Origin of the sequence: Longimonas sp., assembly GCF_046498435.1 — a bacterium.
In the GTDB taxonomy this organism is placed as follows: Bacteria; Bacteroidota; Rhodothermia; order Rhodothermales; family Salinibacteraceae; genus Longimonas.
In genome coordinates, this window is record NZ_JAWOAR010000257.1 from 1 (window position 1) to 13,696 (window position 13,696).

The 13,696-nt window shown below is 59.0% G+C and carries 8 protein-coding genes and 1 tRNA gene; 3 read left to right on the plus strand and 6 right to left on the minus strand.

The annotated features are described in order from the left end of the window. Nucleotides 1-1,247 (minus strand): putative sugar nucleotidyl transferase (locus tag R6U20_RS09835; protein ID WP_410337683.1); only part of this gene is annotated, 1,247 nt, incomplete at its 3' end. Nucleotides 1,248-1,528: 281 nt separating this feature from the next. Here R6U20_RS09835 and R6U20_RS09840 point away from each other — a divergent pair. Together R6U20_RS09840 and R6U20_RS09845 are read left to right on the plus strand one after the other, a co-directional pair. After that, nucleotides 1,529-2,929 (plus strand): T9SS type A sorting domain-containing protein, encoded by a 1,401-nt coding sequence (locus R6U20_RS09840; RefSeq protein ID WP_410337684.1) that lies wholly within the window; start codon nucleotides 1,529-1,531, stop codon nucleotides 2,927-2,929. A gap of 116 nt (nucleotides 2,930-3,045) precedes the next feature. Further along, nucleotides 3,046-3,573 carry a dihydrofolate reductase gene (locus R6U20_RS09845; protein WP_410337685.1) on the plus strand — a complete coding sequence of 176 codons (528 nt, stop codon included), beginning with the start codon at nucleotides 3,046-3,048 and terminating at the stop codon, nucleotides 3,571-3,573. Here the strand turns inward: R6U20_RS09845 and R6U20_RS09850 are convergent. The 4 genes from R6U20_RS09850 to R6U20_RS09865 form a co-directional block, all read right to left on the minus strand. Then, nucleotides 3,570-4,232 carry a class I SAM-dependent methyltransferase gene (locus R6U20_RS09850; protein ID WP_410337686.1) on the minus strand — a complete coding sequence of 221 codons (663 nt, stop codon included), beginning with the start codon at nucleotides 4,230-4,232 and terminating at the stop codon, nucleotides 3,570-3,572. The two genes, R6U20_RS09845 and R6U20_RS09850, sit on opposite strands and share 4 nt — an antisense overlap. Before the next feature lie 472 nt (nucleotides 4,233-4,704). Further along, nucleotides 4,705-4,778, minus strand: a tRNA-Pro gene (locus tag R6U20_RS09855). 167 nt (nucleotides 4,779-4,945) lie between these two features. Beyond that, nucleotides 4,946-6,841, minus strand: a complete 1,896-nt coding sequence (locus tag R6U20_RS09860) for an AMP-dependent synthetase/ligase (RefSeq protein WP_410337687.1) — start codon at nucleotides 6,839-6,841, stop codon at nucleotides 4,946-4,948. Between the two features lie 191 nt (nucleotides 6,842-7,032). Beyond that, nucleotides 7,033-8,160 (minus strand): quinone-dependent dihydroorotate dehydrogenase, encoded by a 1,128-nt coding sequence (locus tag R6U20_RS09865; RefSeq protein WP_410337688.1) that lies wholly within the window; start codon nucleotides 8,158-8,160, stop codon nucleotides 7,033-7,035. Between the two features lie 74 nt (nucleotides 8,161-8,234). On the opposite strand from R6U20_RS09865, the gene R6U20_RS09870 reads away from it, so the two are divergent. After that, nucleotides 8,235-9,074 carry a PhzF family phenazine biosynthesis protein gene (locus R6U20_RS09870; RefSeq protein ID WP_410337689.1) on the plus strand — a complete coding sequence of 280 codons (840 nt, stop codon included), beginning with the start codon at nucleotides 8,235-8,237 and terminating at the stop codon, nucleotides 9,072-9,074. A gap of 19 nt (nucleotides 9,075-9,093) precedes the next feature. Here R6U20_RS09870 and R6U20_RS09875 read toward each other — a convergent pair whose 3' ends face one another. Next, entirely contained in the window at nucleotides 9,094-12,501 is a 3,408-nt protein-coding gene (locus tag R6U20_RS09875; protein WP_410337690.1) for a hypothetical protein, read from the minus strand. Between the last annotated feature and the right edge of the window lie 1,195 nt (nucleotides 12,502-13,696).

The window sequence follows — 13,696 nt, forward strand, 5'->3', positions numbered from 1 at the left end:
GCCGCGCGTTGCGAAGCCGTCGCCTGAAACCGATGCGTAAGCAGGGATCGCTGTGCGTCTGTAAGTGGCTGATTGCGCCGGGTCATCACGCGCTCGGCCACTTCCAGGGCTTTGTCGAGCCGGTAGTCGGTGAACCCCTGTTCGGGACTGCCCCAGGAAAAGGCGGGTAGCCAGCGCGGGGGAAAGCCTCCGCCGTACACGTTGCAACTCGTGCCCACCACCGTGCCCGTGTTAAACATCGTGTTGATGCCGCACTTCGAATGGTCACCCATCACCAGGCCCATGAACTGGCGCTCTGTATCCACAAACGCCCCCTCAACCGGGTCACGTAGCGATACCGATCCATAGTCGTTTTTGAGATTCGAGGTGTTGGTATCGGCCCCCAGATTGCACCACTGCCCCAGAATGCTGTGGCCCAGAAAGCCCATGTGCCCTTTGTTCGAGTAGCTCTGGATGATGCAATCGTGTACCTCGCCCCCCACCTTGCTGTAGGTGCCAAAGGCGGATGCCGCAATGTTCGCCGCCGTCTTGATCTGGCTCTTCGGCCCGATGTACATGGGCCCACGTACCACCGCCTGCTCGTAGATCGTCGCCTCCGCATCCACATAAATGGGACCGTCTTCAGCGTTGAGGATCGCCCCAGCGTGCACCTCGGCACGCGGCGCAACGTGCACGCGCTCCGGCCCCTGTATAATAGCAGACGGATGCACAGAGCCTGTGTCGTCCGGTGACGCTTCGGGCAACTGACGCGTCAGCGCATCGTGCAGATGATCCATGAGGTGCCACAGCCGGGTGATGCGCGGCACCGTGCCCAAATCGGTGGTGGGAGCGTCGCCAAACGGCGCCTTCGGGAGCGCATCGGACGCCAGCAGATCCGCAGGCAGCGCCGCAGGATCGGGGCACCACGCTGCAACCAGCGCCTCGCCATCGGTGAAGGTGCGCGCTTTAGCATCGCCGACCGCGCCCGCCACCTCGCGGGCCCATGACGGATGCGGCAGGGCATGCGCCGAGACGAACAGCACGCCTGCATCACGCGGCAACGCATTGACCGTAGCCCGCGGATGGCGCTCGGCCACCACCGGAGCCACCGCATCACGCGTGTGCAACACCAGCGCGTCGTGCGAAAACGCTGCCGACAGCGCCTGGCCCAGCGTGTAGCGCGCACTGCGCACCTCAGCCACCCCGCGCAGATCGGTAAGCGGAGCCAGATGGGCAGCATCGGCAGATTCGAACAGGCAAAGATACATAGCGCGCAACGTGCATCATGAGTAGAAACAAGGGTTGCAAACAACACAATGAGGGGCGTGAAGTCAACTGACTGCTTGCTCTTTACAGAAATCCTTTTGACGACTATTCACATCACTTGCATTTATCACTCACATTTTGTAGTGTGAAAATGTAAGCGCTTACATATAACATGGTGCAATGTACTCTATTTATGCACCCGTACCCTGTGTAAAGAACGCGCGCCTTACGCTGATTCACTAACGAATCGTTTACTACTATACTAAAAAAAGAGGTACTTGCTATGAAATACATTTTACGAAGTGCATTGGCACTGTGTCTGTTTATAGCGATGGCGTTTACGCCATTTGCAGTGCACGGGCAACCGACGGTCGACGGTGATCTGACCGATACCGAATATGTTTCACTCGGGACGGCTACTGATCTTGGGGATGCCGGTAATCCACAAGGGTTTGGTACGACTAACCTTATCAATGAAGTCGTCTACTATCCCGATACCGAAAATGACGAACTGTACGTTGGAGTAGACGGCATCCTCGATGACGGAAACGGGTTCGGAATTTGGGTCAAGGTTACTGGACCAGGAGCTCCTACCGGAATTCCTGCTGGTGACCCACTCGGGATTGATCCGGCTGATGCTGGAGTAGACGACGCTCTGTACATCACGGGGCACAATGAAGATCCTAATACTGATGCTCGTGATTACACGGCCGACTTCGAAGTGCACTACATGACAGCACTGGGGGCTGTTAGTGGTGATACCGAGGCGTACGTAGCAGATCGAACCGGCAATACGCCATCGGTCCTCGACCTCGGATCAACAGATCAGAATGGAACTTCCACCACGAGTAATGGAATTGAATTTGCGTTTAACAACGATGATGCAACAGCGGATACTGGAGCCGAGTGGCGCATTCCATTCAGTGTGCTTGGCGTGACCTCAGACAATGACATTGAGGTCTTCGCCATGTTGGTAAGTAATACTGCATACTTCTCTGCTGGAATCATTCCAGGTGATCCCAATCAGATCGATGGTAGTGAAACCGATGGGGGGGGCAATCCCGGATTCAACGCCACATGGGGCACGTACAATGGCGGTCCATTCAACACGAGTGCGGTACCCCTCCCCGTCGAACTCGCCTCGTTCACGGCTTCGCTCGATGGCACCACCGCGCAGCTTGAGTGGGAAACCCTCTCGGAGACGAATAACGCGGGCTTTGAGGTGCAGCACGCCGCTCCCGAAGGCGATTTCGAGGCACAGGGCTTTGTTGAGGGCGAAGGCACCACCGATACGCCGCAGCAGTACACGTTCAGCGTGGACGACCTGGCGCCGGGTACGCACCGCTTCCGCCTGAAGCAGACCGACTTCGACGGTACATCTGAGCTGACTGAAGCGCAGACCATCGAGGTATCACTGAACCAGGTAGCGATGCTTGAAACGGCACCGAACCCCGTGCGTGGCTCAGGCACCATCCAGTTTGCCGTGCAAGAGGCCGAGCCCGTCACGGTATCGGTCTACAACGTGCTCGGGCAGCGCGTCGAGACACTCTACGACGGCACGCCTACGCCCGACCAGGTGCACACTGTATCGCTCGACACCAGCACGCTGTCCAGCGGCACGTACTTCGTGCGCATTGAAGGCGCTACCATGCAGAAAACGCGCCGTGTGGCTGTCGTGCGGTAAGCGCTGCCTCACGTTGCACACACAGCACGCATAGGTCTTGCGCCCTCGTTCTTCACGGAGCGAGGGCGCTGTGCGTTACGTACGACGCTCCCACCATTGCCTGTGCTTATCGACTTTTGCCTACCGACCGCTACCGACTCGTGACGATCATCCTCATTGCTGCTGTCGCTAAAGAGAACCGTGTCATTGGGGCCGAGGGCGACATGCCCTGGCATCTCCCTGAAGACCTGAAGCGTTTCAAACGCCTCACCACCGGCCACCCACTGCTGATGGGGCGGCGCACCTTCGAATCCATTACGAACACGTTCGGCGCACCCCTGCCCGACCGCCAACAGCTTATCCTGACGACAACGCGCACGTACGACTATCCCGACGTGGAGACGTACGCCTCCATTCCTAAGGCGCTTGACGCCGTGCCCAGCGACGCCACGCTCTACGTGGGCGGCGGACAGCAGATCTACGAGCAGTTCCTGCCCCGTGCCGACCGCCTCGAACTCACCGAAGTGAACGGCCACTACGAGGGCGACACGTTTTTTCCGCCGTATAAGCACCTGATTGGCGACACATTCGTCGAAACCCGCCGCGAGGCGCACGACGAGTTCGACTTTGTGACCTACGACCGCGTACAGGCACGTTCGCGTTAGCGTGTGCACAGCAGGTACTGCCGGTAGCTGCGCTTGCGGAACCCCGGATAGCGGTAAAAGAAATTATCGAGCGCCTCGAACGGAGCCTCAAAGCGTCCACCCAGGAAGTACGTCGAGCACATCCGAAAGTAGAGGAGTTCGGGGTACTCAACCTCCACGTCAAGGTGCGCGTCGAGCGTGCGGACTTCACGCGGCGTAAGCGGGTGTTCCTTGGCATCGCCATGTTTGGGGATGCCGAACCGTCCGGTTAGGTGCTCGCGGCACCACATCATGAATGGGCTGCTGGCGTTGTTCTCCCAGAAAAACGCTTTGCCGCCGGGCACGAGCGTTTGGCGGAGGGTTGCAGCGAATTCCTCAAACGGCTCAATGTGATGCAAAATCATAGCGCCAAACACGAAGTCGACCGGACCAACCGGGCGAATGTCTTGAGCAGCCATCTGAATCGGGGTGATGTTTGAAATGCTGTGCCGATCGCAATACTGCTTCAGGTTGTCAATGGCTACCGCGCTGATGTCGATGCTAATCACCTGGGCGCCATGCTGAGCGAAAAAGAGCGAGGTAGCGCCGCTTCCGCACCCAATGTCCAGTACGGTTTTTCCCGTCACCTCGCCGAAATGTTCGTGGGCGCGCTGTAGCTTTGCATCGTCGGGGTCCGGCATCGCAACGCGAGTGTACGGGCACGACTGGCCCTTCGAAAAAACCGTATCCCAAAAAGCGGCGGTGTTCCTGTCAACAGACGCGGGTGCTGTAGAAGGCATGGTAATGTGGTACGATGGCATGATAAGGAGCAGAAAGGCGCGAGGGGGACGCAGCCAATAGGCACTGCATGCAAGGCTCCACAAACTCCCGAAGGGCAACAGAAAAAACCAAGGAGCTGCAGGCACTGAAGTCACATACACGAAGCGCATAAATACAGATCACGCATCGGCAATATGCGTAAACGGGTTACCAACTTCTATGCGCCTATGGAGACAGACCGGTGCGCCTGACGCGACGAGTTGAGGCAAGAGGGCTATGAGCGCCTATGCTCAGGCATTCTGGGCTGGTATTAGCCGCAGTATAGAGATGCACCTGCGTATCCAACAAAAAAACCCGACCCATCAAATGGGCCGGGCAAGCTGGAGATCTATGTCGGGGCGCCCGGATTTGAACCGGGGACCTCTTCGTCCCGAACGAAGCGCGCTACCTGGCTGCGCCACGCCCCGATATATTACACGAAGCTATACCAGACGTCGCGTCTGAAGGATCCGCGCCGCCGTCCTCAAAATGTGGAGCGCCCGCAGAGTTCAATACGAATCCACATGCGCACACCTACCGCGCACGGTTGTAGTTTAGGGGGATACGCAGGTCCATCGCTCGCAGCAGGCCCGCCTCATCCTCGTTTGGTAAAGCGCTCGTACATTGCTTCAATCTCATCGGCATAGGCCGATTCAATGATGCGACGTTTGGTCTTAAGCGTGGGGGTAAGCATCCCATTCTCAACGGTGAAGGGCTCTGCCACAAGCTGAAACGCCCGGATTTTCTCGTAGGCCGACGCCTGTCGGTTGTACGCGTTGATGGTGTTGCTGAACAGACGCTCCACCCACCGCTCTTCGATGAGCGCCTCATTATCGCCCGGATGGTCGCGCTCGTCCATGTCGCGCCCATGCATGCGCACCGCCTCAAAGTCAGGCACAATCAGCGCCGTAAGAAACGGACGGTCGTCGCCCAGCACCACCATCTGGTCGAAGGGGCCCTGCGTCTTAAAGTGCTCCTCGATCGGCCCCGGATAGATATTCTTGCCGCCCTGCGACACAATCATGTGCTTAATGCGGTCGGTCACCTGCAGGTAGCCCTCCACAAAGCGGCCCACATCGCCGGTGTGGTACCAGCCGTCGGCATCGAACGCGCCGCGGGTCTCTTCGGGGCGCTGCCAGTAACGCTGCATCACGTTGGGGCCTTTCACCACGATCTCGCCCTCGTCGGTAGTACACGCCGAGGGGTAGTCGGTGCCGCTTAGCGTGCCGATTGGTTCATCCGTCTGCAAGTCTTTGATCGCAACGGTTACGTTGGGCAGCAGGTGGCCCACGGTGCCGTAGCGCGGGGCCTCCAGCGGATTTGCAGCGATGACGGGGGCGGTTTCGGTGAGGCCGTAGCCCTCTGCAATCACAATACCTGCTGCCTGAAAGAACGTGCCAATCTCTTTCGGAAGCGCAGCCCCGCCCGACACCGCAAAGCGCAGGTTGCCGCCCAGCTTCTCGTGCAGCGCCGAGAAGACCAGCTTATGAGCCAGCTTCTGCTGCGCCCGCAAGAGCAGCCCGGCACCGCCGTCCTGCTCGGCCGCAGCATAGCGCTGTCCGGTGCGCACCGCCCAGTCAAACACGCGTTGCTGAATGGCCGAGCCGCCTTCCGCCTTTTCGCGAACGCGGCTGTACACCTTTTCAAAGACGCGCGGCACCGAAATGAGCACGGTGGGTTGCACCTCCAGCAGATTCTGCGTAAGTGCTTCGATGCTCTCCGCATAGCTAATGGTGGCACCCGCAGCCATCACCGCAATGTACCCAGCAGTGCGCTCAAACGCATGGCAGAGCGGCAGAAACGACAGATGATGGTCTGTTTCGTAGAAGGGAATGTGCTGAAGTGCCCCCTTGGCATTGGCGCAGAAGTTATGATGGCTCAGCACCACGCCCTTCGGGTCGCCAGTGGTGCCGCTGGTGTAGATGAGAGCGCTGGTGTCATTGGGGGATACGTTGGTGCCCAGCGTGCGCAGTGCATCGGCATGCTGCTCCCAGTAGGTTGCGCCCTGGTCCAGCGCATCGTCCCACTGCACCATGGTTTCAGGCGGGTTGTCGGGCGGTTCGCTCATGACTACGATGCCCTCAAGGGCGGGGCAGTCATCGGTTACAGCTTCGAGTTTCTTCCGCTGCACCGGAACGGACACTACGGCCCACTTTGCCCCCGAATCCCGCAGGATATAGCCTACTTTGGACGCGGGCAGGGTGTTGTAAATAGAGACGTTCACCGCGCCTAAGATCTGGGTGGCCAGGTCGGCAATGACCCACTCGGGACGGTTTTCGGAGAGAATAGCCACGCGGTCGCCGGGACGCACGCCCTGCTTGTGCAGAAAACCTGCCAGGGCATGCACGCGCATCTCCAGGTCGTCCCACGAAATATCGAGCCACGTGTCGTTGGGCTTGTGGCGCAACACGGTGCGGTCTGTGCCGCGGTATCGGTTAACAAGCCGGGTGAACAGTTCGGGGATCGTAGAGAAGTCAACCTGGGCAGGCATACGACAGGTGTGTGAGGAATAGAACGCGGTCCTGCACGTGCGAGCGTACAGGCGGTGATGTGCCATCTGTCAAGATGGGCACGCCACAAAACAGCGCCACAAAACAGCGCCAGAAAACAGCATTCTCCCTCAACTTTGCGCCGGACGGCACTGTTTCGCCCCACGAGTGGGGTCCACAAAGGGCCGAGCCGTTAGGCAAAGCGTTTTAGTGCGGGATCGGTGCCCACGGCGTCCTGAATGGAATCGAACCCGTGCGTATCCAGCAAGCGCACCAGGCCCTGCTTAATCGACTTGATAAGTGCTGGGCCGTGGTACACGAGTGCGGTGTAAAGCTGCACAAGCGAAGCCCCGGCCTGGATTTTTGCAAAGGCGGTTTCCGCAGAATCGACCCCGCCTACGCCGATGATTGGGACGCCCCCCCCGGTGGTGTGGTACAGGTAGCGGATGAGTTGCGTGCTGCGCGCGTGCAGCGGGGGACCGCTCAGTCCGCCCCGCCCAATAGCCTCCAGGCGGTCTCTATCGGTCTGTAGCCCGTGTCGGTCTGGGGTGGTGTTGGAAGCAATATAGCCGTGGACGCCATGATCTTGTGCGATGTCGATCAGCGTGTCGAGCGCCGAGTCGAACACCACGTGCTCGGTGAGAAGTGGACTCAGCTTGACCAGCACCGGCACATCCAGCGCCAGCTCGCGCCGCACCTCGAAAATGTCGTCGAGGAGCGCGTCGAGCGCATCGGGAGATTCGAAGGTTTTGCCTGATTCGGTGTTCGGACACGACACGTTCAGCGCAACATACGTGGCGTGCGGGGCCAGTTGGCGGAAGCTTGTGCAGAAGTCGGCCCGGCCCGCCGCCCCCATAATCGACGGATCGTGCGTCTTCGCCAGGTTCACCCCCACAATGCCCTGCGGGGTTCCAGAGGCGTCGGTATACTGCTTGAGCCGCTCGGCCACGGCCTCAGCCCCGTCGTTGTTCAGTCCCATTCGGTTAATGAGCGCCTCGTCATCGGGCAGCCGAAACGCCCGCGGACGCGTATTGCCGCTGCACGGCTGTGCGCTTACCGAGCCCACCTCCACATGCCCAAACCCAATGCCATGCCAGTAGCGCAGCGCCACGCCGTTCTTGTCGGCCCCCGCCGCCAGCCCCACCGGGTTGGGCCAGGTGCGTCCCCAGATGGTTTGCTCCAGCCGCTCATCCTGATAGGCATACAGCGCATTGAGTACAGAGCCGTCCGCATGTTGCAGCAGCCGGGCGGCGCGCACGCTCCAGGTGTGGGCACGCTCCGCATTAAGCCGAAAAAGCAGCGGACGAATGAGGCGATACATGGTAAACGGGACAATTGAGAGGAACAGACTGTATGCAACCTAACGCATGTTCTTCTCGCTTCCCAATGTAAAATATGACGATTCCCTTTTTCTTAGTAGATGCGTTTGCAGATCGCCCCTTTGCGGGCAACCCGGCAGGCGTGTGTATTCTGCCTGAAGCCGCGCCCCCTCGCTGGATGCAGTCCGTGGCCCACGAGGTCGGTGCATCCGAAACGGCATTTGTCATTGCGCCAGACTCGGAGGGGGCCCGGCTGCGCTGGTTCACGCCGGCCGACGAGGTGGATCTGTGCGGACACGCCACGCTGGCGGCGGCTCATGCGCTACGTATCTACGAGAACGAGCGCAACCGCCCCACGCGCAACGCGGCATCATTCCGAACGGCCAGCGGCCCGCTTACGGCGCACTACGCTGCGGAGGGGGCAATCCGGCTCGACTTCCCCATTGACCCGCCCAAAGAGAAGACACCTCCTGGCGGACTGGTCGAAGTGTGCAACATACCCGCGCCCGAATGGGCAGGGCGTTCAACGCGGGACTGGCTGCTGCATGTGTCCACCGCGGCTGACGTGGAAGCGGCCCAGCCCAATATGAAAGCATTGGCGCGGTTTGACACCCGGGGCGTCATCATCACAGCACCGGGAACGGCAGAGACGGAGCACGACTTTGTGTCGCGGTTCTTTGCTCCGCGTGTGGGAGTGCCAGAGGACCCCGTCACCGGATCGGCCCACTGTGCACTCGGGCCGTACTGGAGCGACCGGCTGGGCGTGACGCATCTAACCGGCTATCAGGCATCGCGCCGGGGCGGTACCGTCGCCATCCACCTACCCGAACCGATGCCAGGCACAGATGCACGCGTACACTTGCAAGGGCAGTGCTGCACCATGGTACAGGGCAGATGGACGGCTCCCCCTGCATGATCGCGTTCCAGCAGCGCCCTTACCAGCCCGGACGCAAGAGCACGCCGAAGTCCCAATCTCTAGTGCGTTGGAAGGTGCGGGCGTAGAACATTTCGAAGACCAGCGCCCCGAGCAGGTTGACACGGGCCGACATGCCCGCGCTAAACACCGGGCGTGCAGCACCTGCCCTAAACGTGCCGTCGCCCAGGTCTTCTTGAATCGCCGAGTTTTTGAATGTGAAGTCGTTCAGGTTTTCGCTGGTCCAGGCGATGCCCGCATCTCCAAAGGCCACCAGTTCGGTGGGCAGATACGGGAAATTGAACAGCCCAAGCTGGTCGGTACCTAAGAACGGCAGGCGCACCTCGGCACTGGCCACGCCCATGCGCGTCCCGAGGAGGCGGCCCAAGACGTTACAACTTCCGGGGCGCAGCCCGCCTCGGCATTCGGGTTCGTCGAAGATAGAGCTAAAGGCATAGCCCCGCACGAACCCAAGCTGATAGGGATCCCCCAGAGTTTCGCGGACGAAGTTGTCCTCAATTTCGCCCGTAAAGATCTCCGCGCCCGATCCGTAGTTTCCTTGATGCAGCACACGCGCTGCCACGGTAAACGGATCGGCAAAGAAATAGCGCCGGTAGTCAGTTAGTACAGAGACGAAGTTGCGTGACCCGAAATTAGGAGTGACCTGAAAGCGGTAGCGTCCGCCATCGAGCGGTGAGGTAAAGCCGAAGTTTGAGAAGTCGCCCACGTAGGCCACCCCTGTTTGGCCCAGGTAGATCGGATCGGGGGCAACCCCGCTCAAGTCGCGTTCGCGCACCTGCCCGGTAAACTGGTTGATGCCAATGGCTTCGATATCAAACCCGTAGCGTGTTCCCCCTGCGGTAAACTCTAATCGACGCGTTTGCGATATAGGATAGGTAGCTTGCCCAAATGCTTGGGTCTGGAAGCGCCGCTGAATGATTTGCAGGAGTTCACCGGTTTCCTGGTCAAAAGCAATGCTTCCAAACACAGACGGGATGTGGGCGACACCAGCACCATAGTTCATGCGCTGTCCGCGATCCTGGTAGAACACCCCTCCTCCAATGTCTTTGAAGGTACCATTAGCCTGCACAAAGAGGCTTAGGTCGCGGTCGCCGAGCATGTCGCTGAAGAAGAACCCCACTCCGCCAACGAACTGCGAACCGAAGCGTCCGCCCACCTGCGCACCAACCTGCGGCGGTGCAATGCGGTCGAGTTGAAGGCTACTGCTGTATGCCTCCTCATCGATAGGACTTGGATCGGGCAGCCCCGTGAGCGGGTCTTCGAGATAGTTGGCAACAAGCCCGTCGTGGAGCGCCGACGAAGGCGGCAGAATGCGTCCCGGAGCGGGCACAGCGGAGGAGGAGGGTAGCGTGCTGCCCACAACCGACGGATCGCGCACCGCCTCATCGAGGGCAGTGGTATCGGCAGGCACGTCAGCAGTGGTCAGCGTATCGGAAGGGGCGGCGGTATCGGTCGTGTCGGAAGGGACGTCGGTGGTATCGGAAGGGGCCTCAGTGGTGTCGGCAGGGGCGTCGGCATCGGAAAGCGGATCAACGAGCCCGTCGAACGATGAGTCGTCAAGTGGAGCCGGATCGTCTTCAGTCGAGGGCGGGGGCATTTCATCAGGATCAGGGAGCGCGCCCTCTTCGGCTACTGTTGTCATGCCCATCTGAGTACCGGTTAGCTCCTCGTCGTCGAGTGCAACGACCGAGTATCCGCTATTTGAGAAGATCGAGAAGGTCATCCGTCCGCTTTGCTGAGCTACGGACATCGCAGGCGACAGCGCTGTGATACCGCTTACACCGGTCTTGATGTCGGTGAGGCGATAGACGGCCTCCTCATCAAACGCATAGCGGTAGACATCTTTGAATCCATCCTGATCGGAGATGAAGTAAAGGCTCCGGCCATCGGGCGCGTACTGCGGGTTGTGGTGCATGCCGCGCTGGAAGGGCTGCAGGCTCCGAATCTCACGCGACTCAACATCAATAAAGCCAATGCGATATGCACCATATTCAAGCGTTTCGAAGTTCGTGCCTTGCGTTCCCCGATCGGTAGTGAAGGCGATGGTTTCACCGTCGGGCGACCACGTGGGCTGCAAGTAAGCGAAGCGATCGTTGGTGAGCTGCCGTGCCTCGTCGGATTCGAGGTCGAGCACGTACAGGTTACTCTGCCCGCCTTCGATACCCGTAAGGGCAATGGTTTCGCCACGGGGGCGCCACGCCAGCGATTGGATCGCGCCCACGTCTTCCACTGCCACACGCCGCTCGATGCGGCCCGACTCTACGTCAAGAACATTGATTTCGTTGCGCCCCTGCGTAAACGTGACGAATGCAAACCGGCGCCCGTCGGGCGACCATGTACCTGTGGAGTTGATAAAGCGAAGCGCATCAAAGTGCGGGTTCGACCGCGTGCTGCGTAGTTCTTGCACAATCTCGCCGGTGCGCGCATCAGCCACAAAGAGGTTGGTCGTGAAGAGATTGCGACGCGAGATAAACGCTACGTAACGCCCGTCTGGACTGATAGCAGGAGATACGTTAAACTGGTTCTCTTCGCCAGGGGTACCGAGGACAGGCTCACCGACCTCGTCCGGATTGGTGCGTTCTTCCATGAGCGGCATGTAGGCGTCGCGCACGGCTTCTTTCCATTCGGCCGAGAGCGAGTCGGTAGTGGTGCCCAACGCGTAGACAAACGAGGAATCTACCCCCACGCGTCCGCTAAGCTTGAACAGGTTAGTGACGGCCGAATCCCCATACTTGCCGCCGATGTACGCCATGTAGGCCTGCCCGTAGCGATACGGGAAGTACGAATACATGTCGGAGGTCATCTGCGACACAGTTGGCAGGTCGTCGCGCAGTGCTGCATCGCGGAGCCACATAGCAGTGTGAGGGTCCTCGCGCCCAACAGACAGATACTCAGCCATGCCCTCGACCAGCCAAAGTGGCAGCCGGCGGAGCGAGAAGCCCTGCGTATCCCCCCGAAGGGCAATATCGTACTGGAACGAGTGGACCAGTTCGTGACCCAGCACATGATCGGTTTCCTGATAGGACCCGGTCATGGGCATCACAACGCGCTCTTTGAGTGACTCAGTGACGCCCCCAGTGCCCTGCCCAATATTGCCTTGAATGACGTTCGTTTGCTGGAAGTCGGTATCGTTCGCGTAGAAGATCAGCGGCTTGCGGTCATCAAACTCGCGCAAGAAGGTGCGCGAATGGCGCCGATACCAGCGCTCTGCCATGCGCGAAGCATCTGTTGCTGCTTCACGTTGTTTCGGATAAAAGTAAATTTGAAAGTTGTCCGTGTTAAACTGCTTGAAGTCGAAAGTGTCATACTGCACCTTATTTCGACCAAAATACTGAGCTGCTACGGGCTCTACACTCACAAAGAGTATCAGGAGCGCGAAGATGCCAACGATTCGAAGGGAACGCAGCATAGTGGGGAGCGGGATTACGGGTTAAAACAACAACACTCTGTTCAACGGTGGGCACGCCAACTTGATTCTTCCTTCACGGTTGAACGTTCTAACCATGTTGTAGGATAACACCGTGAACAGTTACGCGCTGCCTACGGCGAAACTGTATCAGGTTGAGAACACCGCCACAGCCAGCACAAGATGTGCACAGCAAGAAAATGGGAGTGGCTGCGTCGTTGTGTGTTCCCTGAGGGCCGCAATTATGCCCTGGTTCCATTCAGCATAACGGCGTTTGACATGCCACCGCTGGCACTTTCATGCCCTCTGAGTAGAGATCCCCCTTACATCCCAGATCACATCTCCAGTTCATCCTGACCATTGCAGGCAGAAGGATGACCAAAACCAGACCGAGAATACCACTGCCGCCAACGAGCACATTATTCCCACTTCGATAGCCAAGGCCGCCTCCAACCACAACAAGTACTAATACAAGAGGACTCATAACAGATTGCTTTAAATGAGTTGCGTGCGTTGGTGTCCGCCATGGGTGAAGTGTTTGGTCGCTACTCCCATGCCGTTGTTCTCAGAACGGGTTGTGCCATGGGTTCAGAAGGCGTACAGTTCTCCATCGCCCTGTCATCCCGGACAATCCCGACAGCCGTCGCATACGCGTCAAGAAAGTGATGATAACATGTAGTGCCCTGTCACACGTCAATGGTTGGGTAGCGCACGCGAATGAATGTCATGGAAGTCCACAAGAGATCCCGGATCAGCGGCGCCAGGGGCGCCTTGCCTGTCCTGAACTCGATTCAGGATCTGGATGACTATAAAGTGGGAGCCCATGCGTTAAAATGGGGGGCCATGCGTTACCCTATGAATCATCTGTGACACAGCACTAGCAGGTGCGGAGTCCTGACACGAGCGAAGCGACTGATGAACGCAGTGAATAAAGATCTCCACCAAGGTTGGCAGGATCCCCTGTCCCGCCGTATCTTCTGAATGACGAGGAGATGGTTCCTCCGACAGCGGTCGGAGCCACAGGGGGCGGGACTGCGCTCACCATGACAGGTTTTGGGGGGACACAGAGTTTGGCACAGTCTCCGCACCCTAACATTCAGGTGTGACACAGCAGTAGGGAACGGCACATACATATCTTCGTGGTAATTGAGACGCGGCAGCTGGGGCCAGAAGGGGATATCCAGGGTCATTGCGGTTT